The organism is Flexithrix dorotheae DSM 6795, from assembly GCF_000379765.1.
GTDB lineage: Bacteria > Bacteroidota > Bacteroidia > Cytophagales > Flammeovirgaceae > Flexithrix > Flexithrix dorotheae.
The window spans coordinates 636,175-660,508 of the sequence record NZ_KB903431.1 but is presented as its reverse complement, the minus strand read 5'-3'; the positions used below and the strand labels follow the sequence as shown (position 1 = coordinate 660,508).

The 24,334-nt window shown below is 34.1% G+C and carries 24 protein-coding genes; 10 read left to right on the top strand and 14 right to left on the bottom strand.

Translation table 11 applies throughout. The features are described from left to right. The first annotated feature begins 74 nt into the window (after positions 1–74). Positions 75–611, top strand: a complete 537-nt coding sequence (locus A3EM_RS0106765; protein WP_157637764.1) for a hypothetical protein — start codon at positions 75–77, stop codon at positions 609–611. On the opposite strand, the gene A3EM_RS0106760 is transcribed toward A3EM_RS0106765, so the two are convergent. Both A3EM_RS0106760 and A3EM_RS0106755 read right to left on the bottom strand, forming a co-directional pair. After that, the gene (locus A3EM_RS0106760; RefSeq protein WP_020527424.1) at positions 608–1,378 is read right to left on the bottom strand and encodes a type III pantothenate kinase; all 771 of its coding nucleotides are present in this window, start codon (positions 1,376–1,378) and stop codon (positions 608–610) included. The genes A3EM_RS0106765 and A3EM_RS0106760 overlap by 4 nt on opposite strands. A 223-nt stretch (positions 1,379–1,601) precedes the next feature. Next, positions 1,602–3,644, bottom strand: coding sequence for a sensor histidine kinase (locus A3EM_RS0106755; RefSeq protein ID WP_169513333.1), 2,043 nt, complete (start codon positions 3,642–3,644; stop codon positions 1,602–1,604). Positions 3,645–4,264: 620 nt separating this feature from the next. Here A3EM_RS0106755 and A3EM_RS0106750 point away from each other — a divergent pair. Next, positions 4,265–5,839, top strand: coding sequence for a Kelch repeat-containing protein (locus tag A3EM_RS0106750; protein ID WP_020527422.1), 1,575 nt, complete (start codon positions 4,265–4,267; stop codon positions 5,837–5,839). Here the strand turns inward: A3EM_RS0106750 and A3EM_RS0106745 are convergent. Both A3EM_RS0106745 and A3EM_RS0106740 read right to left on the bottom strand, forming a co-directional pair. After that, entirely contained in the window at positions 5,833–7,110 is a 1,278-nt protein-coding gene (locus A3EM_RS0106745; protein ID WP_157637763.1) for an outer membrane beta-barrel protein, read from the bottom strand. The genes A3EM_RS0106750 and A3EM_RS0106745 overlap by 7 nt on opposite strands. A gap of 126 nt (positions 7,111–7,236) precedes the next feature. Then, complete coding sequence (locus tag A3EM_RS0106740) at positions 7,237–9,036, bottom strand: HSP90 family protein (protein WP_020527420.1); 1,800 nt, start codon at positions 9,034–9,036, stop codon at positions 7,237–7,239. A 345-nt stretch (positions 9,037–9,381) separates the two neighbouring features. On the opposite strand from A3EM_RS0106740, the gene A3EM_RS0106735 reads away from it, so the two are divergent. Together A3EM_RS0106735 and A3EM_RS48300 are read left to right on the top strand one after the other, a co-directional pair. Beyond that, positions 9,382–10,143, top strand: a complete 762-nt coding sequence (locus tag A3EM_RS0106735; protein WP_020527419.1) for a hypothetical protein — start codon at positions 9,382–9,384, stop codon at positions 10,141–10,143. Positions 10,144–10,327: 184 nt separating this feature from the next. After that, the gene (locus tag A3EM_RS48300; protein ID WP_020527417.1) at positions 10,328–10,462 is read left to right on the top strand and encodes a hypothetical protein; all 135 of its coding nucleotides are present in this window, start codon (positions 10,328–10,330) and stop codon (positions 10,460–10,462) included. A 16-nt stretch (positions 10,463–10,478) separates the two neighbouring features. Here the strand turns inward: A3EM_RS48300 and A3EM_RS0106720 are convergent, their stop codons facing one another. The 4 genes from A3EM_RS0106720 to A3EM_RS0106705 form a co-directional block, all read right to left on the bottom strand. Beyond that, positions 10,479–11,393 carry a ribonuclease Z gene (locus A3EM_RS0106720; RefSeq protein WP_020527416.1) on the bottom strand — a complete coding sequence of 305 codons (915 nt, stop codon included), beginning with the start codon at positions 11,391–11,393 and terminating at the stop codon, positions 10,479–10,481. Between the two features lie 95 nt (positions 11,394–11,488). Beyond that, positions 11,489–11,863: an STAS domain-containing protein gene (locus A3EM_RS0106715; protein WP_020527415.1), complete on the bottom strand. Its 375-nt coding sequence runs from the start codon at positions 11,861–11,863 to the stop codon at positions 11,489–11,491. Between the two features lie 33 nt (positions 11,864–11,896). After that, a complete protein-coding gene (locus A3EM_RS0106710; protein WP_020527414.1) occupies positions 11,897–12,832 on the bottom strand; it encodes a phosphoribosylaminoimidazolesuccinocarboxamide synthase in 936 nt (311 codons plus the stop codon). Positions 12,833–13,008: 176 nt separating this feature from the next. Further along, the gene (locus tag A3EM_RS0106705; RefSeq protein WP_020527413.1) at positions 13,009–13,368 is read right to left on the bottom strand and encodes a CoA-binding protein; all 360 of its coding nucleotides are present in this window, start codon (positions 13,366–13,368) and stop codon (positions 13,009–13,011) included. Between the two features lie 253 nt (positions 13,369–13,621). Here A3EM_RS0106705 and A3EM_RS0106700 point away from each other — a divergent pair, with 253 nt between their 5' ends. Beyond that, positions 13,622–14,407 (top strand): NIPSNAP family protein, encoded by a 786-nt coding sequence (locus A3EM_RS0106700; protein ID WP_020527412.1) that lies wholly within the window; start codon positions 13,622–13,624, stop codon positions 14,405–14,407. A gap of 64 nt (positions 14,408–14,471) precedes the next feature. Here the strand turns inward: A3EM_RS0106700 and A3EM_RS41705 are convergent, their stop codons facing one another. Next, positions 14,472–14,963: an NfeD family protein gene (locus tag A3EM_RS41705; RefSeq protein ID WP_020527411.1), complete on the bottom strand. Its 492-nt coding sequence runs from the start codon at positions 14,961–14,963 to the stop codon at positions 14,472–14,474. 237 nt (positions 14,964–15,200) lie between these two features. On the opposite strand from A3EM_RS41705, the gene bcp reads away from it, so the two are divergent. Together bcp and A3EM_RS0106680 are read left to right on the top strand one after the other, a co-directional pair. Beyond that, complete coding sequence (bcp, locus tag A3EM_RS0106685) at positions 15,201–15,650, top strand: thioredoxin-dependent thiol peroxidase (RefSeq protein WP_020527409.1); 450 nt, start codon at positions 15,201–15,203, stop codon at positions 15,648–15,650. A gap of 72 nt (positions 15,651–15,722) precedes the next feature. Beyond that, positions 15,723–16,223, top strand: coding sequence for a hypothetical protein (locus A3EM_RS0106680; RefSeq protein WP_157637762.1), 501 nt, complete (start codon positions 15,723–15,725; stop codon positions 16,221–16,223). Between the two features lie 6 nt (positions 16,224–16,229). Here A3EM_RS0106680 and A3EM_RS0106675 read toward each other — a convergent pair whose 3' ends face one another. Then, entirely contained in the window at positions 16,230–16,655 is a 426-nt protein-coding gene (locus A3EM_RS0106675) for a VanZ family protein (protein WP_281169805.1), read from the bottom strand. Between the two features lie 158 nt (positions 16,656–16,813). Between A3EM_RS0106675 and A3EM_RS0106670 the strand changes: the two genes are divergently transcribed. Then, positions 16,814–17,449 (top strand): peptidylprolyl isomerase, encoded by a 636-nt coding sequence (locus A3EM_RS0106670; protein WP_020527406.1) that lies wholly within the window; start codon positions 16,814–16,816, stop codon positions 17,447–17,449. Between the two features lie 49 nt (positions 17,450–17,498). Here A3EM_RS0106670 and A3EM_RS0106665 read toward each other — a convergent pair whose 3' ends face one another. Next, positions 17,499–18,143, bottom strand: coding sequence for a thymidine kinase (locus A3EM_RS0106665; RefSeq protein ID WP_020527405.1), 645 nt, complete (start codon positions 18,141–18,143; stop codon positions 17,499–17,501). 206 nt (positions 18,144–18,349) lie between these two features. Between A3EM_RS0106665 and A3EM_RS0106660 the strand changes: the two genes are divergently transcribed. Beyond that, positions 18,350–19,264 (top strand): N-acetylmuramoyl-L-alanine amidase-like domain-containing protein, encoded by a 915-nt coding sequence (locus tag A3EM_RS0106660; RefSeq protein WP_020527404.1) that lies wholly within the window; start codon positions 18,350–18,352, stop codon positions 19,262–19,264. A 117-nt stretch (positions 19,265–19,381) separates the two neighbouring features. Here A3EM_RS0106660 and A3EM_RS41700 read toward each other — a convergent pair whose 3' ends face one another. The 3 genes from A3EM_RS41700 to A3EM_RS0106645 form a co-directional block, all read right to left on the bottom strand. Further along, positions 19,382–20,431, bottom strand: a complete 1,050-nt coding sequence (locus tag A3EM_RS41700) for an AAA family ATPase (protein ID WP_020527403.1) — start codon at positions 20,429–20,431, stop codon at positions 19,382–19,384. A gap of 215 nt (positions 20,432–20,646) precedes the next feature. Beyond that, entirely contained in the window at positions 20,647–21,348 is a 702-nt protein-coding gene (locus A3EM_RS41695) for a C40 family peptidase (protein ID WP_020527402.1), read from the bottom strand. 183 nt (positions 21,349–21,531) lie between these two features. After that, positions 21,532–22,452: a DUF4340 domain-containing protein gene (locus tag A3EM_RS0106645; RefSeq protein WP_020527401.1), complete on the bottom strand. Its 921-nt coding sequence runs from the start codon at positions 22,450–22,452 to the stop codon at positions 21,532–21,534. Between the two features lie 285 nt (positions 22,453–22,737). Here A3EM_RS0106645 and A3EM_RS0106640 point away from each other — a divergent pair, with 285 nt between their 5' ends. Further along, positions 22,738–24,324: a peptide chain release factor 3 gene (locus A3EM_RS0106640; RefSeq protein ID WP_020527400.1), complete on the top strand. Its 1,587-nt coding sequence runs from the start codon at positions 22,738–22,740 to the stop codon at positions 24,322–24,324. Positions 24,325–24,334: the final 10 nt, after the last annotated feature.

Here is a 24,334-nt window from a genome sequence, read left to right as displayed (position 1 = left end):
TTCCATCTTTGGTGAAGCGAAATGGAATTTTCACTCGTAATGGCAGGAAATTAAAAATCCTTTCTGTAATGAAAATGATTTCAAAATTTCTTGCCATTTCTATTTTATTTTTTTGTCTTTCATGTGAAAATAAAGATAATCTCCCGCCCATTCCTACCGAACAATTCGTACTATTCCAATACTCCCATGTAAATCATGCCTGGGGTTATATTAACAAGGGCTGGTTGATTGATCACGAAGGAAATGTACTCAAATATAATGTAGACAATAATGCTAATTGGCACTTCTCTGAAAAAGGCTTTTTGAGTAATACCGAAATGATAGAAAACCTTAGCCATGCTGAGCTTACCGAAATCAGGGTTAGTGAAGAGGAATTGCAGGAAATGTTCAGTTTGATTGAAGAGGCCAAAAAAGGGGAAATATCCGAAGCTAAAAACATAGGTGCTGATATGGGAGCCATTGTTTTTTCGGGATATGATTTTAGCGCTGATTCAAATAAATATGAACAAGTATTTCTAAGCCAGAGTGGAGATTTCGAAAGAGAAAATAAACATAAAAAAGCTCAAAAACTTGTAAAATGGTTAAAGGAAATCAATGACCAAATCAATTAATACAATGGATAATTTTCACCATAAATCTTTAGCCCTTTTAAAGTCAGATGGAGATCTATTTCATCAAAAAGAATAGCTAAAGGTTTCAATACAGAAGAAAGTCCCCCAGTGGCAATAATCTTTGTATCGGTTGGCATTTCTTTTTTTATTTCCTTAATCATGTGCTCTACCATGCCTACATAACCCACTAAAATCCCTGCCTGAATAGCGTGTACAGTATTTTTTCCGATGGCTGAATCCGGAAGCACCAGGGGAATTTCAGGTAATTGGGCCGTATTGCTGGACAATGCCTTCATGGCTGTTTTTATCCCTGGAGCAATGGAAACCCCTAGTATCTTTTGCTTATCATTTATCACGGTAAAAGTAAGAGCTGTTCCAAAATCTACCACAATACAGGCTTGTTTAAATTTATGGACAGCTGCCAGTGCATTTGCAACCAGGTCGCTTCCTATTTCTGATGGGTTTTGTATACCTAATTGAAGTTGGCGTATATTTTTTGGCTTCAATAAAAAGGGTTGAACACCTAAAAATAAATGAACCATTTCTTCAATTGTATTCGTGATTCCCGGGACCACACTGCTTATAACTACTTGTTGAATCTGATCTTTTTTTATATCCTGTTCCAAAAATTCAGACCTCAAATGCCTCTCATAATCAGATGCATTTTTATGCAATGAAGTTTCCACCCTTATTTGAGGAAGCCACTCCCCACCTGAAAAAATTCCATAAACAATATTGGTATTCCCTATATCAATTCCTAAAAACATTTTTCCCAATTTAAATTCTTTGTGCTAAACTGCCTTCAAATTCCTGCAAAGCTAATTTTTTTATTCATCTTTTCTACAGGATTAGAACCCTGTCAACCGAAAGTAATTTAAATTCCTTTTGGGTAGAAAGCAAGTCAATTTTTATTGGAAAGTCTGCCTATGAGGCTTTTATCAATTCAAATGTGATACAATCAATAGAATGATATTTTTTTATCTGGTATATTTAAATTGAAGAGGAGGTGCTTGAAAATTTATGCACAGGAATAGTACCTGAATTAAAATTAGGAATAAGCAGGGTAATAGTTGTACCCATCCCAGGCTTGGAAGAAACCACCTTCTTCCCTCCCAGCCTCAGCAAAGTCTCATTTACAATATAAAGCCCTAATCCGGAACCAGAATTATTTTCATTTGCCTTGAAAAACATATCAAATATTTTTTCCTGATGGCTTTCCTCAATTCCCCTCCCGTTATCAGTAATATTTATGGCAGCATTATCATTCCCCGCCTTAATATTTATGGCAATATATGGATTTTCTTTAGATAAATCAGAGAATCTTATAGAATTGGAAATCAAGCTTTTAAGCATTACAAACAATCGACTTTCATCAGAATAAAAATCCTGATTTCCAGAAATATTTACGTTAATCTTAATTTTACTTAAATCCCCCTCCAGCAAAAAGTTTTCAAGCACGTTTTCAGTAAGTTTCTCAAAATCTATTTTCTCATTTAGTACCTCCAGACGGGAATTTTGACTGTAATTAATAATATCCCTTATAATTCCATCCAGTTTTCCCAAACACTTTTCATTCATTTCAAGATACTGATGCACCAAGTGAATATTTTTTTCATTTTTGGCGAGATTTACAAGGCCTAAGGCAGATGCTATCGGGGCCCTTAGATCGTGTGAGGTACTGTATACAAACTTATCTAACTCATGGCTGAGCTTTATCATCTCCTCATGTTGTGCATTAATCTGGGCATTTTTTTCCGTGAGCTCAGTATTTGCTTTTTTCAATGATCGGGTCCGCTCATCTACTAGATTTTCCAGATTTACATTCACATCGTTTAAGGCTCTGGTAAGAGACTCTGCCCGGTTAAATGCATTGGAGAATCTTAAGGACAACAAAAATGACTGGCAAAAAATAAAAACAAAAATACCAAGGGAAAAATAATTACCGGTTTGAATTACTCCATTGGAATATAGAATGTCGTTTACCAAACTTAAGAACAACAAATTAAAACCAATAAAAAATATATTAGCTCCTTCTCTTTTCTTATTTATAGCGATATAAAGTACCACAATACCATAAATTCCCATTCCAATGGAAAAAATCTGGTACCAAACTAATAACTGAGAAAAAAACTCTGCAGGGGTAAAAATAACCACACAAGAAAAACCTAAAGCAACTCCCATCGAAATCCTGATGATAATCCTGGAAATATCAAGAGGAAAAACGTAGTACGCATATGCAGCAAAGGCAGGAACACAAAAATAAAAGCTGAGATATTCCAGTTTAACCACCCATTCCCAATTAATTAGGAAAATACTATTAATGAGGTATTCACCAGTAGTGGTTATTCTCAAAGCCATCAAAAAACAAAATAAGCCGAAAAAATAAAGTGATTTATCATTTTTTCGAAGGATAAAAAGTCCCTGATGATAAAGCCCTATTATAAAAATACAACCAATTAGAAACAACTCTAAAAACAAGACATTTTCCCATCCACCCTGAATATCTTTTTCTAAACCAAGCTTAAAAGAATTTCTTATTCCTCCTTTGCTATGATAGAAATTTGAGATATGCAGAATTATATCAGCTTCATTTGCTCCTTTTAGATCGAAATAGGTTACATATGAGGCAAGACTGGGAATCATTTTCGCTTTATTGCTTCCTACAGTACCGGATACTGCTATTTTTTCTCCGTTGATAAAAACGTCCAAGGCACTCCCCACAGTGGGTATTTTCAACCCCATTCTTTCCGTAGAATCCGGCAATAAAACCTTTAATCGATAAGTGGCATATCCCATTCCTGGTAATTCAAAACCATTTTGGGAAACATTATTCCATGCAGAGGGGACTTTTATTATTAATGGATGCAACTGATTATTAGAATTTGATTCCACTGTAGAATCCAGAAATTTATTCCAATAAAATAGCCATTCCCCATCCAGTTTTATCGCCCCATCCTTTTCAAAATTCCATTTTTGTAAATTTAAAATACCATTATCAGCGATCGGTTTTCTTGTTTGAGAAAACGAATTCACCCCATAAAAAAAATGGTAAATAAAAAAAATAAAAAATAAAATTCTAAACTTCATTAAAAAGGATTATTATTTCACTTAATATAATCTCTCATGTAATTTTTTTTTGGCAGTTTATTTTATAGGACTTTTTAGTTTGAAGCTTTCGGCTAAAAAAAAGCATATTTAGTTCACTCCTAACTTTCATTTTCATATAAACAACTGGTTAACAAAATGTTAAAAAAAACACATAACCTTTAGGCAAAGTAACATTTGCGTCTGCTCTGCAATTGCAGTTTCTAACGATAAAGGTTAATGATTATTAATAAAACAACCATAAACTTATTTCTAAATTGCTGATAAGTTTAAGGGAGTTTGTGCCAAACTCCTTCTCATCCTCATTCTATTTAGCCTGACGAAAGAAAGGTCAAAAATTCATTATCCTAATATTCCCAAACCAAATAAGAGAATGGAATTTTATTTTTTAATTTTATAATTATTTAGTTCAAACCCTTGAATATTTAGAGTATGGCTGAAATTTTAATTTTTAGTAAAAACTAATTCAAACCACACTTTTTTAGATCAATATTTGAGGTTATTTTACTAAAAAAGGCTATCCAACTAAATTATAAACTGAAACTAGAATGGATAAATTAAAAAATCCTGTAATAAGTTTTGTGCTTCTTATTTTACTTTTTTCATGCCGTGAAAATATCTTTGATTTAACTGCCCCTACCCTTCTTGAGGCCAAATTAGAAACCATTTCAAGCAATTCAGCCAGAATCTCCGGAAAAATATCCAACCTGGGACCTAACCCTATTTTACAACACGGACATTGCTGGTCAACCAATCAAGCTCCAACAGTTTCAGACAGTGTATTTGCAATTGGCGAAAAAAACGACATTGAGACCTACTATTCTGACCTTGAAAATCTTCTTCCTAACACTACCTATTTCGTGAGACCTTTTGCTGCAACTGCTTTTCAGGTACATTATGGTGATGCTATCCAATTTGAAACTTCTCCGGATCTGACTCCGGCAAAAATTGCCAAAACTGAAATTTTATCTGTTTCTGAAGATAATGCTACCCTAATAACAAAAATTGAAGATTTGGGAGCTAACCCCATTATTGGTCATGGTCACTGCTGGTCAGAGAATCAAAACCCTACGATTGAGGATAATCTTGTAAATCAGGGGGAATTGGACAATGAGGAGGATTTTGAAAGCAATCTGACAGGCTTAAAACAAGCCACAGTTTATTATTTACGTCCTTTCGTCACTACGGTATATGGTACAATTTACGGTGACCAAATAAGCTTTATGACTCCTGGATGGAAAAAGATGGATAATTTACCATTCGAAGCCCGATATGGTGCAGTTGGATTTTTAAAGGATAATATGATTTTCATTGGCACAGGAAACAGTTCTGAAAATCAAACCTTAAATGATTTCTGGAAATATGATATTCAGAATGAAGTTTGGGAGCAGGTGGCCTTTTCGCCCATGGGAAATGTAACGGAATGCACAGGGTTTGCAATTGAAAACAAAGGATTTATGGGAACTGGATTAGTTAATGGAAATTCCCGAAGACGATCGGTATGGGCTTATAATGATGAATTTAATTATTGGGAATGGAAAGAACCTCTACCCAGCTTTGACAGGAATTCCGCCATTAGTTTTGCTCATGAAAAGAAAGGTTACCTGGGTTTGGGAGAAAGAGCCAACAACCGTTTTCTGGATGACTTTTGGGAATATAATATGGAAAAAAACGATTGGGAAAGACTAGAGGATTTTGAAGGAGAAAGTAGAAAAAATGCCGTGACTTTTGTAATTGGGAAAAAAGCATATGTCGGTTTGGGCGAGGGCCGTAATGAGAGTTTTTTCAAAGATTTTTGGGAGTATGATATTGAAAATGATCAATGGGAAGAAATTAATGAATTTCCAGGAATTGAAAGATCCAGCGCAACTGCATTTACTATTGGGCAGAAAGGTTATGTAATGACAGGGGTGGATAAAGAAGGAAATAATCTAAATGATTTTTGGGAATTTGATCCTGTATCAGGAGAATGGACTCAACTCAATAGTATACCTGGCGAAAACAGACAGGAAGCTGTAGGTATCAGTACGCAGACAAATGGATTCCTTTTGACAGGAAAAGGGGAAAAAGGAAATGCGCTTAATGATTTTTACATGTATTTTCCAAACACTTTTCCTCAATAGAATTTATATAACAAAGAAAAATTCAATGAGACAAATGACATGCCCTCTGTTAATTCCCCTTTGTAAAATATATTATTGATTGATAAAGTAGGATTAAAATTTAAATTCTCATTGACCGCTATTACATTTCCTATTTTAGGGACAAACCCAAAGTTATTGGTAATTTCTTTAAACTCACTGGGCTCAATACTTAATTCAGGAACTCCTGGTGCCTGAAAAACAGATTTCACTCTATAAACTCCAACTCCAAGGCTTACAAACGGCCTGATTTTATCCACATCCAGGAAATATAGAATTGAAATGTTATAAGAAGTGCTATTCCACTTTTTGGGACCTGAATTTTCATTTTTGCCTTTAAATGAATTCCATGTAACTGCACCTTCAACAGCCGCAGAACTATTAATATAATAGATTCCTTCCAACCCAAAGGCTAATCCGGTTTTAGCCTGATCTGAAAATTTGCCAACAGGAAATCCTAATCCTGTATTTACCCCTAACTCATATTGTAGATTTGAATTTTTATCTTTAGTCACTGATTCTACAGGAATCACTTCATTTTCCTGAGCAATTTGTATATTTTGGTTTAAAGAGTCAATGACCACTTCCAACGAATCCACCGTATTCTCCCTATTTAAATAATCCAGATATTCCTGAACAAATTTATGCTTATTCGGATTGTAGAACACTATACTGGCAATAAGCATTTTCCACATATCATTTTGCTTTTCTGCTTTAATGGTAACTACTCTTTTGGTGACTTTATATGGATCGGGTAAGAGCTTATGGGAGCCATTAAACAAACTTTCGAAATACACTTCGATATAAACATACTCACCAATTTTCACCTCCCCGGAAATAAGACTTGTAAATCCAATTGATTGGTCATCACTTTTAAGGTAAAATAAATCCAGATCTTTCAGGTATTTTTCCACCCTCACATCCTTAACAGAAGAATAATCTACATTATTGGGATCTATATCATCCTCTATAATTACATCTTCATTTAGAAAAATCTGGTTGGCAGATGGAGAATAACTGTTATTGATTAAAATATCTCTGGAATACCGGCTAATATTGGGATTTGCCAAGGTATTCATCAATAACTCCAATTCCTTAACAAATAATTTAGCATCGTAGCGGATTTCATTTTTATCGCGAATACTGATTTCCTGACCATTTCCCACCGAAACAGAAAAAAAGAGAATTATTCCATAAAAAAAATAAAAGCGAATCCTAAGGAGATTTCTTAAATAATAAAGAGGGAAGTTCAATGTCTGTGGTAATTTTTTTTCGGAAGTTTGAAGCTCAAAGTTTTAGCCAAAATTAATCAAGAATAAAATAGATTAGGAATTATTCTTTTAATTTCTGAACGTTTTGAATTTTGATGTAAGTTACATTCAATGTAAACTCAAATCGATTAAATCTACCAGTCCCTCACTTAAAATTTTCATTTCATTGGCCTGAAGCGGGTGGTGGCCAAGCATTAAAGCCTGTACATAAATTACTTTAATAAACAGTGCCAGTTTATCCTCATCCCCTACTGAAACCATTTTTCTGATGAGCGGGCTGTTATAGTTAAAGCAAAGTGAAGCATTGGCCATGGCAAATTCCTCATTTGTAATACTATTAATTATACCACCCCACAAATTATTGGAAACATCTTTCGACTTGTTAGCAGATTTCAGAAACCCCATAAATTCATCCTTACTATAAAGAGTTGGTATATTCACAGGGTCAAATTTTTTAATAATAGGCACACATTTAAACTCCCAAAGGGTTTCTTCAGCAATTTTAAAAAAGGCATCAACCTGATTGAGTTCGTCCTCATTTAAGTTTTCAAATTGTTCAATGAATTGCTCAGTAGACACCTGATTCACTTTTTTCTCGGGAAAAACCTTTTCCAGTTTTTCCAAAAGTTCTCTTTTGTAGGTATATCCGGAATTAATTATAGGAATGCCCTGAGCATGAGCCACTCCGGCTATTTGTTTAAACTCATCTACATCAGGTATATGTCTGATTATTCCTGAATGTCTTTCGAATTCGGGAATTGTTAAATGACCACTTGCCGTTTCAAATGGAATATAATTGATGATTATTTTAAAAAATTCATCATCATGCAATGCAAGAGCATTCATTGAATGATAATGAATTACATAAAGTTTTTTTAATTTTTCAGGATTGGTCTTTTCGAGCTCTAAAAAATAGGCCTTGAATATTTCCCCAATTTCATTTTTCGTCTGGAAGAGATTTTCATCTTCATAAAACCCTTCCCTTGATGCCGTAGGCCGCAAGTTTTGGACATTAATTATACATTTCACAAAGAATGCCCAATCAGGTAATATATTATCTACCTTTTCGGAAACAAGCATATTTTTCAGAAAAACCTTATTAGTCTTTTTGGCGGAGGGATTGGTCTCATATGGTAAAATATAAGCCACCCCTTCTGCTTCTCCATAATTGGTTTTTATTGGAATGTAATCTATAAAATTCAGATCAAAGTGCTTTTTACCAAAATCCATAAACTCAACCCTTTCCTCACTCTTAGTATCAAAGTATTTTTCCCATGGTGCAATTCCTTCGTTAATGATTTCCTTCCCATAAGGATTAAGCAGATAAACCGGGTAAGGTAACAAGTCACCGTAATAGCGAACGATTTCTTGAATTTTTGAAGGAACAAATAACAGATTTTTCCCAGGCTTGGCCTTTAGGTAAATTTTCGTTCCTGGTTCAAAATCCCTTTCCAGTTGTTTAATAGAATAAGATCCATCACTATTTCCAATCCATTCAATGGCCCTTCCTCCTTTATAAGATTTGGTTATCATAACAATTTCATGAGTAACCATAAAGCAGGAAAGCAGGCCAATTCCAAATTGCCCTATAAAATCCTGTCTTTTAAGGGAAAGTTCATCTCTTTTGGAACTAGAACCAATATTAGATAAAAATTCATGGACCTCCTGTTCTGTTAAACCAATTCCATTATCCTCAACGATTAACTGAGCAGGGTTCTCATTATCTTTTTCAATAATCTCCAGAGAAATCTCCCCTTCCACTGCCGGATCAAGTCTTTTCCTTGCACTGATCGCATCGGTGGCATTTTGTAACAGTTCCCTGATGAATACTCTTTCTTCACTATATAAATGGTTAGAAAGAATATCAATTATTCCTTCAAGATTGACCTGAAAATTAAATTTATGCATATATATTTTTGTTCTCTAAAATTCGAGATATGTTTCTTTAAAGCAATTTTTAGTAGAAATTATAAAGAAAAATCCACAAAACCATAAAGCAATGAAATCAATTTACCTACTTTAACACCAGAAATACGAAAAATATATTTGATTTTTATGGGTTCCAGACCTGTTCAATTGGATTTCAAACTATAAAATCAGATTTTAACCACATTTTTTGGTTAATTTTAAACTTGTATTTAATTTGACGAATTATTTTTGTAATAATCATCAGATTTGTAAACTGGTCCTCCAGGATATTTAGATGTTTTCATTAAATTTCAATCTTAATTCTATTTTTATTTTCGCTAAAGCATGAGCCAGAGTTATCAGAAACAATTCATAAAAGACATTGTTGCAAAAAATTATGTGCTTGCTTCAGTACTACATTTTTTCGGAATTGAGTTTTACAAATTTTACAATGACCCTTTAGAATCTGTTTGTCAGAAAAAGGGCATAGATGTTTTTACTGTAATAAAAACACTAGAGTCATGTCAGGAAAATCAGGATTTAAAACTTACCCCTGATCTGGAACAGGAATACGAAATTGACATTATCATACAATACCTCAAAAAAGCTCACCAATCATTTATCAGACATAAACTGCCTTACATGGCAGATCTAATTCAAAATATTAAACCTTCATTTTTCGATAATCCGGAGGAAGCAAGAGATTTAAAATTTGTGTTCCCAATTTTTGCGGAGGATTTTATCCGACATATTTATGAAGAAGAAAAATATCACTTTGGTTATATAGAAAGGTTGAATTCAGCTATCCAGAATGGATTTAATCCGGTAAGTTTATTTGAAGATTTAGATAACTTTTCTATTGATAAGATCTTTTCAGATCACCAGTGTGAAGATGATGAAATGAAGGGAATTAGAGAACTGACCAAAGGATACTGCATTTCGGAAAATACAGGAATTTTCACAAAAGTGGTTTACCAGGAATTGAAAGCCTTTGAAAATGACTTAAAAACTCACTCTTTTATTGAGAACAAGATTCTATTCCCTAAAGCTAAAAAGATCGAAATTGAGGCAATTAAACTTCTGGAGAAAAAAGCACTTCTTAATTAATTATTGTCAATTGCTACTAAATCCTGAAAGGAGTGTAACTCCATAAAAGGCATTGTGTTAATTTGAAAATCTTCCTGATAATAAAATTTTTTCAACTCCTATTAGTTTTAGAAATACCAAGTATCTTTTTGGGGAACAAATGCGATCTACTTATACAAACAATTGAACAATTAAACCTAAAAAAATGGATAAACTAAAGGCCCTTACCTCGCAGGAAAGAAATGAAATTGATAAATGGTTTCATAAAATTGATAACCTTGTTAACAAAAAGAAAGCAGAAATCAATAAAAAAAACAATCCCAAGAAGGTTACTAAATAGTAGCCTTTTTTTCTGCCTAAATGGTAAAATTCCTTCCCTCCAATGCCAGCTCAGTATTTTCAAAGTATTGCTGAGCTTCCTCAAGCAACAAATCCAGTTCCTTGTATCGTGAAGAAAAATGGCCTACAATAAGTTTTTTAACCTGAGCCTGAGCTGCAAATTTTCCAGCCTGAGAGGCAGTTGAGTGAAAAGTCGTTTTGGCCCTGTGTACATTATCCTCCATAAAAGTAGCCTCATGGTATAGCAAATCTACCCCTTTGATAATCGGAATTATGCCCTCTTGAATAATGGTATCGGTACAATAGGCATATTCCTTTTTTTCTTCTTTTGTATAGGTCAATTTACTTGAAAGGAAATCTTCACCTTCCCATCTTACGTCATTCCCGGCCTTCAACTCCCGAATTAATTCAAAAGGGAAATTTTTGGGCAAATTTGCTGCATTTATTTTGGAGGTTTTTGATTGGGCCGTAAATAAAAATCCAAAACAGGTAATTCTATGGCACAAGGGAAATGCAGTTATTTTAAAAGTGTCATTTTCCAGTAAAGTTTTAGACTTTTCATTTTTTTCCAAATTTATTTCATGGAAAATTAACTTATATCCCAAAACTGAGTTAGAAATCCTCAAGTTGGTCACAATTACTTCATCAAGGCCTCTGGGTCCGTAAATATGTAAATCATTTTTCCGTCCATTTAAGTTAAGCGTAGAGAGCAGGCCAAAAATCCCAAAGTAATGATCACCATGCAAATGGCTAATAAAAATGTGATTCAGTTTTTTAACTTTAACTTTCTCATAGATTACCCTGAATTGTGTGGCTTCCCCACAATCGATCATAAGGTACTGATGTTCAATATTTAGTATTTGAGAGGAAAGGTGGCGGCCCCAGGCAGGAGTAGCAGAACCAGAACCTAAAATTTTTATTTCAAAATGCACGAATTAACCAACTATTAAATGACTTAAAATAAGAATATCCATCAACTTAACAGCTGATGGATATTCTTTATTACAAAATATAAAGCTATTGTCTATTACTCTTCTCCGTTGAAATCTTTTTCAATTTCGTTCAAAAAAATAGCGTCTACAGCTTCTTCTTCAGTTGGTAAAATATTAAGTACATGATCCAGTTTGGAAATTTTAACCAGTTTCATCACGTGATCAGTAACTCCTACCAACACCAAATATCCTCCTACTTCCTTTGAAAGCCTATTAGCTACTAAAACGGCACTTAATCCTGAAGAATCAACATATTTTACATTCGACAAATTCAGGATCAGGTTAATTGTACCTGATTGATAAAGGGTAATAATTTCCGATTTTAAACTAGGAGCTTTTAAAGTATCTAACTTTTCTTCATTTAATAAAAGCTTGGTGTATTTTTCAGATTTTTCTATTGAATATTTCATTAGACTTGTCTTTATAATATTTCTTCAAATATATCAATTTACATTGAAAAAGTTTCTGATACTCGCCTCTATTGTTTGAATATCATTATTTTCTGCTTTAACGAAAGCCTTTCCGGTAATGTTTTGGTATAATTCAATATATCTGTTAGAAACACTTTCTACAAATTCATCAGACATTTCCGGCACTTCTTGTCCTTCCTTCCCCTGAAATCCATTTTCAATTAACCATTGCCTCACGAATTCTTTGGAAAGTTGCTTTTGTTTTTCTCCTTTATTCTGCCTTTCCTGGTATCCCTCTGCATAAAAATATCTACTCGAATCCGGTGTATGAATTTCATCAAGTAAATAGATTTCCCCATTAAGTTTACCAAATTCATATTTGGTATCTACCAAAAGCAATCCCGACTTTGCCGCTATTTCGGTTCCTCTTTGAAATAACTTTCTGGTATAATCTTCCAGCTTCAAATAATCCGCCTCATCTATTATTCCTTTAGCCAGAATATCCTCTCTTGAAATATCTTCATCATGGCCTTCATGGGCTTTGGTGGTTGGGGTAATGATTGGTTCAGGCAATTTGTCATTTTCCTTTAACCCTTCCGGCAATGCAACCCCACAAAGCATTCTTTTTCCTGCTTTATATTCCCTTGCAGCATGTCCTGCAAGATATCCTCTGATTACCATTTCAACCATAAATGGCTCACATTTTTTTCCTATAGTTACATTTGGGTGAGGAACTGATTCCACCCAATTTGGTACGATATCGCTGGTCAGTTTTAAAAACAAATTTGCTATCTGGTTCAGTACCTGACCTTTATAAGGTATCGCCCTTGGTAATACCACATCAAAAGCAGAAATTCTATCTGAGGTCACCATTGCCAGTTTATCCTCAAATGAATATACATCTCTTACTTTTCCACAATAGTAACCGGTGCTGTTCTCGAATTGAAATTTTGTTTCTTTAATGGCCATTAATTCTGCTTGTTAAATAGTAAAGTTATTGAAAAATTAAATCACCTGAAAACCCAAAAAGCAGGCTTGCAAATAATTAAGATTTGAGTTAAAATTTTCCCACAAATTTGATCTTCCAAAAGTAAACATTCCATTAATTACATATTAAAAAGCAGTAGAATTTCTTTCTATTAATACTAATAGTTTCCTACGGAAAGCATTACAAGGGTACAGGCATTTATCGTTTCTATCTGGTGTTCCTCCGCAAGTTTTTTCAAGTTTGGATTTTCAGTTCCAGGATTAAAAATGATTCTATTGGGTTTGGTGCTTAAAATATAATCGTACCACTCCTCCTGGTTTTTAGCATTGAGGTAAAGTGTAATTGTATCAATTTCCTTTTTCACTTCTTTTTCAGTTAGAATATGTTCCCCGGCCACCTGGCCATTTCTTCTTCCAATGGGCACAATTTCATGTCCGCTATTCTTTAACATGTGGGCTGCCCTATAGGCATACCTGCTGGGGTTTTCGCTGGCACCAAGTATCAGAGTTTTTTTCATAATATTTAATTAATTTGATAGTCAAAGGTTGAAACTTAATTTGCTTTAAAAAGATTCGAAAAAATTCCTTTTCAAGAATTGATTTTACAGAATCATTAAAGAAATTATCCTTAAAATTGGTATTCCTTTTATTCCAAATTAAATTCAGGGAAAATTACAATTAATGAAGTGGATTAATTTTACTCTCATTTAAAACATTAAGATTACTTCACTTTGAACCAACAGATTCACAAACCTATTTATTCCATAGAAAATGAAAAGAAGAAACTTTTTTAAATATGCCTCATTCTCCTCTCTAAGTCTTGGTTTACCCAGTTTGAGTTTAGGAAAAAGCTCAAATCCAAACGCTTCAAAAGAGTACTATGAATTAAGGGAATTTCAGGTAACCAATAAAGCTAACATTCCTATTTTGGATGATTACTTAAAAAATGCCCTAATTCCAGCGCTTAACAAACAAGGAGTGAAAAACATTGGAGTTTTTCACCCAATGGAAGATGCTGAAAATTTAAGTATTTACCTGCTCATTCCCTTTCAGAATTTTAAGGATGCCATTTCAATAATGAAAAAAGTTGAGCAAGATAGTGAGTATCAAAAAAACAGTAAAAAATATGATCAGATTGGAAAAGACAATATGGTGGTTGAAAGAATTCAATCGTCACTATTAGAAGCCTTCGATGCCATTCCAAAATTAAAGATTCCTCAACAAAAAGGAGATAAACTCTTCGAGCTCAGAATTTATGAAAGTTATAATGAGGATGCTGGGAAAAGGAAAGTAGAAATGTTCAATAAAGAAGAATTGGATCTATTCTACAAAATAGGTTTCGAACCAGTGTTTTTTGGGGAAACCATTTACGGAATTAATAAACCCAACCTCACTTATATGCTGGTTTATGAAAATATGGAAGAAAGAAAAAAAGAATGGAAAGACTTTATTGATAGTCCTGAGTGGGCAGTAATGAAAGACAAGCCTGAATATGCAGAGTCGGTTTCGAAAGTGACCAGTATTTTCCTAAAACCAGCCCCCTACTCTCAATTATGAATACAAAAAAGACTATACCATTATCTAAACAGAATTGTATAGTCTTTTTTCTTTAATTTATTTTCTAATAAGTTCCGGCCTCTACTTTTTTAGTAGCGATTTCCACCAAAACCTTTTTCCCTACTACACGAATTACCCGAATCTTCTGACCCACATCAATATAATTACCCTGCGAACTCACCTCTCGGATAATGTTTTTAAACTCTGCTTTTCCTGAGGGCCTTAAGGCAGAAATAGCCACACCAACATCACCTATTACCAAAGGCTCTTCATCTTCATTTACTTTACTTGATAAAATATTTTTGAGTGCAAACTTGCCCCATACACCAGTCCTGAAGCTAATGTATACCCCTGTAAAAAAGATCAAACTACTGCCTCCTAAAATGGCTGAGCCTACAGCACTTCCAAAATAATCGTATCCAAAATACACTCCAAACCCCAAACTAATTAATCCGATAAGCCCAACTACAGTGGTTCCCGGAATGAAGATTAATTCAAGAATTAATAATAATAACCCAAATGAAACTAATGATAATACGGTTACCCATTCTGCCATGATGTCTGGAGTTTTTAAATGTTTAAAAGAGCCGAATAAAATTAAAAAGTGTAATTATAAAATTAACTTTGAAGTTGAAAAAAGGATTGAATGTTTTATTAAAACCAAAATGGTTTGTCTAAAGTTTACCATATTAAAAGAAGTTGAATGATTTCGAAAAGAAACTTAATTCATTCTTATTAAATCCGGATTTATTATAAAATTAAAAAACTTGTATAACTGAAACAATTAATATCTATGGAATTAAAAGTTGGAGATAAAGCTCCTGAATTTTCAGGAATCGATCAGGATGGAAATGCGATTCAATTAACAGATTTTAAAGGTAAAAAAGTCATCTTATATTTTTACCCAAAAGACAATACTCCTGGTTGTACAGCACAAGCCTGTAACCTGAGAGACAACTATGAAGCTTTACTTGAAAAGGGTTATGTAGTGATTGGAATTAGTTCGGATAATGAAAAATCTCACAAAAAATTCATTGAAAAACATGAACTTCCTTTTCCTCTAATTGCGGATACAGAAAAAGAAATTCACAATCAATTTGGAACCTGGGGGGAAAAGTCGATGTATGGCAGGAAATATATGGGTACGTTCAGAACTACCTTTGTGATCAATGAAGAAGGCATAATTGAGGAAATTATTCAAAAAGTAAAAACAAAAGACCATACCAATCAGATAATTGGCTAATTTTGCCGCCTGAAAATGCTGCCCTCACTTTTTTCTGGGGGCACATTAATTTTAATCATCTTAATTTTATTTATGGTACTTGTAAAGCCTTTATGGATATTTTCGATGTTGGGATTTTTGGCGGTGGATTTGTTAACTTATAGTTATTTCCCATTATCCATAGAAGTTCCATTTGGATTGGAAGAGCAGGCCCAAATGCAGGTTAATCGGTCTACTTTTTTCTATACTGCTTTTTTTATAATGCTGGGGTTAAATGTTTTATTAAATTTCCTTGGTAAAAGTTTACCCTATGTACCTGAGGCACTGGTATTTGTTCCCAACAAAAATAAATGGTATACCAATATTAAAACAAGAAAGGAATTTTTCGCCAACAACAAATCCTGGGTTCGCGGGCTTGCCTTAATTCTTAACATGTTGCTTTCTATTTTCCTGGGAATTATTTACGGGAAAAACTCCGATAATTCATACAGTCTTACCTGGACTATTTATTTAATCGGAATGCTACTGGCAGGTTGGTTAATCTATTTTTTTATTATGAATGCCTCAAAGCCAGAGGCATTAAAAGGAGATTAATCAGGATTATAAATATTTCACAAAGTAGGTTTTCCTAAGCAGGTTATAGCAGAATAACCCAACCATACATCCAACCACATTGGCCATAAAATCTGCTATATCTCCACTTCGGTATTCAAAAAACATCCCTTGAAGGATTTCTGAGATTCCACCGAAAGCTACCCCGATAAAAATGCTCCAAAAACCTGAATTTATATTTCTATTGGCCTGCATATTCAACTTTTGAAAACCCCATTTGTATAAAAATACCAGAAGTGCAAATACACAAAAATGGGCAAGCTTATCAATAAAAGGAATATTTCCCTCCACCTCAGGAGCGGGAACCCTACCCAATAAAAGATAAAAAAGAATTAAATGCCATGTGATAGCAGGAATCAAAAACTTGTAAACATTCATATATAACCCAAATAAAAAGAAAGTGAATGCAAAAATAAATACTATTATTTCTAAAGTATTTTTCTTTGAAAAAAATAAATAGCTTTGCTCTCCTAAATACTATTTTTAAAAGCAAAGCATTAAAACTTTAACGCTTAAATACTATTCTGCCAATTATTTATAGTAAATTTTTTAGCCGGCCATTTTTTAATTTTATGAAGAACATTTTATTTTTTTTACTCACTATTAGCGTATTGTTTTATTCTGGATCGGTAAAGGCTCAAAAAAGGAAAAAGCCTCCCAAAAAAAGCCAGATTGCCAAAATCGCAACGAATTATGGCAGCATTCATTTGATTCTTTTTGATGATACACCCAAACACCGGGACAATTTTTCCTCATTGGCCAAAGAACAATACTATGACAGCACTAAATTTCACAGGGTTTTGGTAGATTTTATGATTCAGGGTGGTGATCCCAATACCAGGCCTGGAAATGAAGGAAAAGTAGGTTCAGGAGGACCTGGTTATTTAATAGATGCAGAAATTCTGGATAAATATGTTCATGATAAAGGAATGCTGGCAGCTGCAAGACAAGGAGATTTTATGAATCCGGAAAGAAAATCCAGTGGCAGTCAGTTTTACATTGTGCAAAACAATGAGGGAGCACATCATTTAGATGGGAAGTACACCATTTTCGGAGAAGTGATTAAAGGGATTGATATCGTGGATGAAATCGCCAATCAGGAGGTAGGCAAAAAGGGTGTGCCAGTTGAAGATATTTGGATGAAAGTTTCTGTAGTCACTTTAAAAAGAAAGAAAATCACCCAAATTTATAATTACCAATTCAGGTAGAAATAAGACTTGTGGAAATTAAATACAACTTCCACAAGTCGGCTAATATTTAATTCTCTGTTTTTCTTTTTCCCAATTGTACCATAAAAGCTTCATGGTCCTTTTCTTCCTGAATCTTTTTTTCATAAAAGCACTTTCGGCACCTGGCTTCATATGAACTTGTTTCCCCCAAAAGCACCTTATCCTGCGAGTCTACAAGTCTGTATGAATATGAAGCCACATCTCCGCATTGGGCACATATGGCGTGCAGTTTGGTCACAAACTCCGCAATGCTCATTAATTCAGGCATTGGTCCAAATGGTTTTCCCTCAAAATCCATATCAAGCCCACACACAATCACTCTTTTACCTCTATTCGCTAACCTAATGCATACAGAAACTATTTCAGCATCAAAAAACTGAGCTTCATCTATGGCTATTACATCACAATCCTGACAATGGCTTAGAACTTCCTTTGCCGAATTTACCGGGATGGAAACTACTTTATTTTTATTATGACTCACCACATCACTTTCATGGTACCGGTTATCAATTCCCGGTTTAAAAATCTGAATTTTCTGTTGGGCGATAACCGCACGATTTACCCGTCTGATCAATTCTTCTGTTTTTCCGGAGAACATCGATCCACAAACAACTTCTATCCAACCGGATTGTGGTTTGTGGGGATAACTATTCAATTGCGGTTCTAAAAACATGTGTATTTTATTTTTTCTTGCTGTAGTTTTTTTGAAATAGTGAAATTAAAGTGATTCAATAAGAACCCAAAGCTTATATAAAATTAATTCAAATTTTCACTCAAAATCTATTTCAGGAAATTTTGTTTATTTTCAACAGATTTTCTTCATCTCACTATTCCTGTTTAAATTTGAAGAAACAACATATAAAAAAACAAAATATGATCATGCCCCATTTAGCATACAATATACCTTTCAAAACCAGTTTTTTTTCACTAGTATTTCTCTGGCTTTTCCTTTATAATTCATCAATTAATCAGGCTCAGATTCAATGTACTGCGCAGGATAAAACCCTTGTGCTGGAAAAGCTGACTTACTTCAAATCTTTAAAACAGTTTGATGAACTTACTATAAATGAAACAGCAGTAAAGGTGGGAAAGAGTTTTTTAGGGACTGAATATGTGGCCAAAACACTGGATATAAATGAAAATGGTGAAGAATTAGTAATCAATCTGCATGGATTGGATTGCACAACTTTTCTGGAAAATGTGTTGGTTTTCAGCAGGTTGATCAAACAGGGCAAATACGAATTTGAAGATTATGTAAGGGAGCTGGAATTAGTGAGGTACAGAGATGGAAAAGTTGAAAATTATAATTCCAGGCTGCACTATTTTTCGGATTGGTTGTATGAAAATGAACAAAAGGGACTGATCAAACAAAAAAGTAAAACAATAGCCCAGACGCCCTTTAAAAATGACCTGAACTTCATGACTAATAACCGTGATAAATATGTGCAATTAGGAAATGAAGTAAATTATGAAGAATTGAAATCTACGGAAAAAACATTCACCTCCAGGAATTATTATTATATACCCAAGGAAGTGATAAAAGACCATGAAAAGGAAATAAAAAATGGTGATTTAATTGCCATCACTACAAACATTAAAGGGCTTGATATTGTACATGTAGGTTTTGCCATTCACCAAAATGGAAGGCTGCATTTATTGCATGCTTCTTCCAAACAAAAGAAAGTAGTGATTTCAACAAAACCACTTCATGACTACCTAGCTCCGACTAAATATCAGACTGGGATAATGGTAGCTGAAATATTAAGCCCTCGTCCTGTCCATTTAGAGAAATAAAAACTCTGTTTGTTAAAAAGAGCGTTTTTTTTTAAACTAAAACTTAACGAAAAGTAAAAAAAAGTTCTAAGGAAATCCCTTAGAACTTAACTTCATTTTTTGTACAAAGAGGATAATTTAAAACCCAATTTTCTTCTGCTTATTCTCATGGAAAGTTGGATGAGTCTGATTATAAATATCACTCAAAGTCATTTCCTTTTCAATTTTTGTATTAAAGTTTAGGGAATCAGACAATTCCTGAGCTTTATCTACGGTAAGCTTTCCAAATTCATATTTGGCAATAAGCCTTCCTTTCCTTAGTAAGGCATCATCTATTGAAGTAATAGGTACATTGAATGTACAAATAATCTGAATATTAAGGCAGTCGGAAAGTAGCCCGTCCGCTATGTTAAGTAAAGTGGAAACCGCAGAATGAGGCGCATTATTCCGGTTAATCACAATATTTTCAGCATCCTCAATGATGAGGACTGAATTTGGATTATCAATAAGAATATTAATAAAATCAGGATTAGCCATACTGGCCGCCACATTTGGTGGAACAAACGTCATTCGCTTTTTAATAATCCCCATCAAATGCCGTAAATAGGTGGTTTTACCTGTTCCAGGTAAGCCGTGCAGCAATACGATCCCCTTATCGTCTTTTTGATTCAGCCGATCTACAATTAGATCATGAACCGGCAAAAAATCTTCATTATAATTTTGGGGAATATCTAATTTAGTTTTGTTGATATTGATGACACTTAAATCCAGATTACCGTGGTGCATGGTAATTAAATTCATCTGGTGTGGTTTTTTCCCACTTTTCAACCTGCATTTTTTTAACTTTTGGGCGATTTCATCAAAGGTTTCATTATCGCTACTACTACTCATTACCCTGCAAATATGATGATCATTAAAAGCCACTACGACATCATTTTTCAGGATATAAAAAACCTCCTCAAAGTCAGGCTTTTTCTTTTTATAATTGTACGCCTTTTTGAAAAATACATCTTTTATTTCGCTTTCAAATTCTACTTCAAAAAATTTAATAGCTTTCTGTAGTTTCAATCCTCTGATTTCGCATACATTTGGCAGGCGACCAAAGTACTTGTAAAAAAATTTGTAGTCGTGAATATAGGCTTCATTTATCGACCAAAAAAAATCCTTAGGGTTATTTAAATCTTGCATTCTAGTGGATAAAAGTTGTTGTAATACTGGTTGAAATTCCAGGGTAATCCAATCTAATAGTTAGTGTTAATTTATGAGAGTTTGAAAAATACTTTACTCCAATTTTAATTTGTGGAATAAGTAGTGAATAAAATTTCCCTGTGCTAACAAAGGTAGAATTAAATTTTTAGGATTGAAATTTCCCTCCGGACCTAATTATTTTAATTTTCAAATTTCTAAACAATTCGATTGCCCTTTATATAAACTCCATTCCAATAACCTGAACTCAGGGAAGATTCCATTACTCCTCTGCTTGAAGATGCATGAATAAAGGTAATATTATTAATATCATCCGCATTGGAAACAACTCCTACATGGTTTATTTTTCCAGGCTGACCAGTTCCAAAGAAGACTAAATCACCCTCTTTAAGTTCAGTTATTTGTTTGGGATTTCCCACTTTAGCCTGTTCATAAGAAACCCTGGGTAGTTGAATTTCTGCTGATTTATAGGACACGCAAGTCAATCCCGAGCAATCTATTCCATCATGTGATTCTCCACCCAATAAGTGCGGTGTTCCCATATACGAAGAAGCCGTTTCCAGTATGGCCTGTATCTTCAGACTTTTCTCTGACTCAGGCATTCCCATTACTTTTTTTATATCATCTGGCTGCTCTTCCACCACCGATGGAATTCCCATTTCCCTTTTTTTAAATGTTTCATGACGCATCAAATCCACATTTTTCTGTTCTACTTCCATAGGCTCGATTCCTCCGCCATCAGAGATATGGAGAACCCTGGGAGAAACCTCAATGCGGCTATAGGGGTCTAAGTCAAGTTTTTTGTACAGTTTTTTAAGTAAATCACTGTACATAGCCATGTCCACCACAACTTGTCTTTTGTTGCCTTCTTTATCCGTAATAAATTGAATACCGTCCATTGAAGAAAATTTATAAGTTAAAAAATTCTAAAATAGAAATTCTAAACATGACATCATAAAAAAACTGAAAATATTATTATTGAAGGTTTCCTTTGTAAGAAAGGTAAAAACCACTTACTACAAAACTCTAATAATCAACCCATTGCAACTAATAACTAAACAATAAAAATAATCGCAGAAGCCTTATTTGGGCTTAACAAATTCTGGTTTACCAACCAGAAAATTCCTAAGTTTCTGGCGATCCAATACAACCACTTCTGCCGGGTTTTCGGAAATCCCGTAAATCACTTCAGGATTAATATAAATTCTTAAATTATTGTTTCTTCCCTGATATAAATCCTTAAGTGAAATTTTGCAAAATGGTTGGGCATTTAACAAACTGTCTTTAAGAGTTTTCGCATTTTCTACAAAAAACTTGGCGGTAAAATCCTGGTATTGCTGCAAATAAGCATAAACTTTGGCAGAGTCTAACCTATCAATCCCTTCGATTGTACTAAAAGAGCCATCATATTTAATTTCAAAACTATTCTCCGGGGAATGTGGATATTCTAGTTCAAGAGATTGGACAGAATTGAAAGATGTATTTAGAATTCGGTTATCCCGCCATTCAGAAGGTTTTATGGTAAATAACTCACTAATATTTACGAAATAGCCCGGGATATAAATGATAAATGGGTCATTCTCATCAATTTTAGCATAGGACTCATCATCTTTTCCCGAAAGTTGATAATTCACTATTAATTCATCTCCTGAAAAAGCCTTCACCTCAATCCCGTTATTTTCAAGCCTGTTGTTTATATCTTCTTTCGAAGATTCCGCCACAGGTCGTTTCACTTCAATTCTACTCAAAACGGCCAACAAGGATTTAATTCGGGCGGGCTGAGCAACAAATTCACCATTAATCAGCCATTCATCTTCGGATTCCTTCACCAATTCAATATTTCCCAACATAATCCGGTCAACTCCGCTGGTATCCCGTAATGCAAAACTACTTATGGATTCATCAATGGTGGAAGAATTACTATTAAAGCTTTGAAAGGAGAAAAATAAGGCAATGATTAAAACCAGATTAACTCCAATTAATATTTTGATTTTCTTAGTCATTTTAAAAAATAAAGGACTGCAGTGTTTTAATGTTAAAGCAGCATTTACGCTAATAAAAAAATTCCGGAGAAACTTGTTTGTTCCGGGAAAAAAGAAATTAAAAAGTAAATAATATAAAAAAAATTAAACTTATTCCCCCGCTAATGATTCCCTTAATCTCCTAACGATTAATCATCAAAATACTATATTTGCAGGCAAATTATACTTATCGGAAATAGTTTGCAATAGGGCAATTAATTTTATTCCTATCCAGACAAAGATATCTACAAAATATAAATAAATAGAATGGCAAATAAGGCAGAAATAGAAAGAAGGAGAACTTTTGCAATTATCAGTCACCCTGATGCTGGAAAGACCACGCTAACAGAAAAATTATTGTTATTTGGTGGTGCAATTCAGGTAGCAGGAGCTGTAAAATCAAATAAAATAAAGAAGACTGCCACCTCCGATTTTATGGAAATCGAAAGACAAAGGGGTATTTCCGTAGCCACCTCGGTAATGGGTTTTGAGTATGATGGGAAGAAAATTAATATTCTTGACACTCCTGGTCACCAGGACTTTGCCGAAGATACCTTTAGAACACTTACTGCTGTTGATAGTGTAATTGTGGTAATTGATGTGGCTAAAGGGGTGGAAATCCAAACAGAAAAACTGGTGAAGGTTTGCCAGATGCGAGATACTCCGATCATCGTATTTATCAATAAACTCGACAGGGTTGGTAAGGATGCATTTGACCTGTTGGACGAATTGGAAGAAAAACTTAATTTGAATGTTATTCCCCTTTCCTGGCCTATTGGAATGGGTCCTGATTTTAAAGGAGTATATAGCCGTTATGAAAAAAGTTTAAAATTATTTAGTCCACACGGCAAGCAATCTACTGAAGATACCGTAGAAATAAGTGATCTTTCGGATAAAATTCTGGATAAAAGAATAGGAGAAAGAGATGCGGAAACTCTTCGGGAAGAAGTGGAAATGCTGGAAGAAGTTTACCCTGAATTTGTGCATGAAGAATACCTTGAAGGACTGGTTTCCCCGGTGTTTTTTGGAAGTGCGATCAATAATTTTGGGGTAAGGGAATTACTGGACTGCTTCATTGATATCGCCCCATCTCCCCAACCCAGTATAACTGAAACCAAAGAGATAAATCCATATGATGATGAATTCAGTGGGTTTGTATTTAAAATCCATGCCAATATGGACCCAAACCACCGTAACAGACTGGCCTTTGTAAAAGTTTGTTCGGGAAAATTCGAAAGAAATAAAAACTACCTGCATTCAAGATTAGGGAGAAAATTAAAATTTTCCAGCCCAACTGCATTTATGGCCGAGAAAAAATCTATTGTAGATGAAGCTTTTCCAGGTGATATTGTGGGATTGCATGACAGCGGCAACTTTAAAATTGGTGATTCTTTATCTGAAAATGAACCACTCAAATTTAAAGGAATTCCAAGCTTTTCACCGGAGCAATTTAAATATATAGAAAATACTGACCCAATGAAAGCCAAACAGTTGGCAAAAGGCATTGATCAGTTGATGGATGAAGGAGTCGCTCAACTTTTCACCAACTTAAGAAATGGCAGGAAAATTATTGGAACGGTCGGGGCACTGCAGTTTGAGGTAATTCAGCACAGGTTAAAACACGAATACAATGCCTCTTGTAGATGGGAACCTATTCAAATTCACAAAGCCTGCTGGTTTACCTGTGAGGATAAAAATAAATTCGAAGAATTCGCAAACCCGAAAATCCGATTGATTGCAGAAGATAAAGAAAAAAGAAAAGTATTCTTAACTAGTTCGGATTATGAATTAAGAATGGAACAGCAAAATTTCCCCGAAATCAAATTTCATTTCACCTCAGAATTCGATTCTTGATGCAGTAATA

Bases quoted from the DNA above. Each gene is read 5' to 3' on its own strand.
- A3EM_RS0106765 (WP_157637764.1), top strand. From the start codon at position 75: ATGATTTCAAAATTTCTTGCCATTTCTATTTTATTTTTTTGTCTTTCA.
- A3EM_RS0106760 (WP_020527424.1), bottom strand. From the start codon at position 1,378: ATGTTTTTAGGAATTGATATAGGGAATACCAATATTGTTTATGGAATT.
- A3EM_RS0106750 (WP_020527422.1), top strand. From the start codon at position 4,265: ATGGATAAATTAAAAAATCCTGTAATAAGTTTTGTGCTTCTTATTTTA.
- A3EM_RS0106740 (WP_020527420.1), bottom strand. From the start codon at position 9,036: ATGCATAAATTTAATTTTCAGGTCAATCTTGAAGGAATAATTGATATT.
- A3EM_RS0106735 (WP_020527419.1), top strand. From the start codon at position 9,382: ATGAGCCAGAGTTATCAGAAACAATTCATAAAAGACATTGTTGCAAAA.
- A3EM_RS48300 (WP_020527417.1), top strand. From the start codon at position 10,328: ATGGATAAACTAAAGGCCCTTACCTCGCAGGAAAGAAATGAAATTGAT.
- A3EM_RS0106715 (WP_020527415.1), bottom strand. From the start codon at position 11,863: ATGAAATATTCAATAGAAAAATCTGAAAAATACACCAAGCTTTTATTA.
- A3EM_RS0106710 (WP_020527414.1), bottom strand. From the start codon at position 12,832: ATGGCCATTAAAGAAACAAAATTTCAATTCGAGAACAGCACCGGTTAC.
- A3EM_RS0106705 (WP_020527413.1), bottom strand. From the start codon at position 13,368: ATGAAAAAAACTCTGATACTTGGTGCCAGCGAAAACCCCAGCAGGTAT.
- A3EM_RS0106700 (WP_020527412.1), top strand. From the start codon at position 13,622: ATGAAAAGAAGAAACTTTTTTAAATATGCCTCATTCTCCTCTCTAAGT.
- A3EM_RS41705 (WP_020527411.1), bottom strand. From the start codon at position 14,963: ATGGCAGAATGGGTAACCGTATTATCATTAGTTTCATTTGGGTTATTA.
- bcp (WP_020527409.1), top strand. From the start codon at position 15,201: ATGGAATTAAAAGTTGGAGATAAAGCTCCTGAATTTTCAGGAATCGAT.
- A3EM_RS0106680 (WP_157637762.1), top strand. From the start codon at position 15,723: ATGGTACTTGTAAAGCCTTTATGGATATTTTCGATGTTGGGATTTTTG.
- A3EM_RS0106670 (WP_020527406.1), top strand. From the start codon at position 16,814: ATGAAGAACATTTTATTTTTTTTACTCACTATTAGCGTATTGTTTTAT.
- A3EM_RS0106665 (WP_020527405.1), bottom strand. From the start codon at position 18,143: ATGTTTTTAGAACCGCAATTGAATAGTTATCCCCACAAACCACAATCC.
- A3EM_RS0106660 (WP_020527404.1), top strand. From the start codon at position 18,350: ATGCCCCATTTAGCATACAATATACCTTTCAAAACCAGTTTTTTTTCA.
- A3EM_RS41700 (WP_020527403.1), bottom strand. From the start codon at position 20,431: ATGCAAGATTTAAATAACCCTAAGGATTTTTTTTGGTCGATAAATGAA.
- A3EM_RS41695 (WP_020527402.1), bottom strand. From the start codon at position 21,348: ATGGACGGTATTCAATTTATTACGGATAAAGAAGGCAACAAAAGACAA.
- A3EM_RS0106645 (WP_020527401.1), bottom strand. From the start codon at position 22,452: ATGACTAAGAAAATCAAAATATTAATTGGAGTTAATCTGGTTTTAATC.
- A3EM_RS0106640 (WP_020527400.1), top strand. From the start codon at position 22,738: ATGGCAAATAAGGCAGAAATAGAAAGAAGGAGAACTTTTGCAATTATC.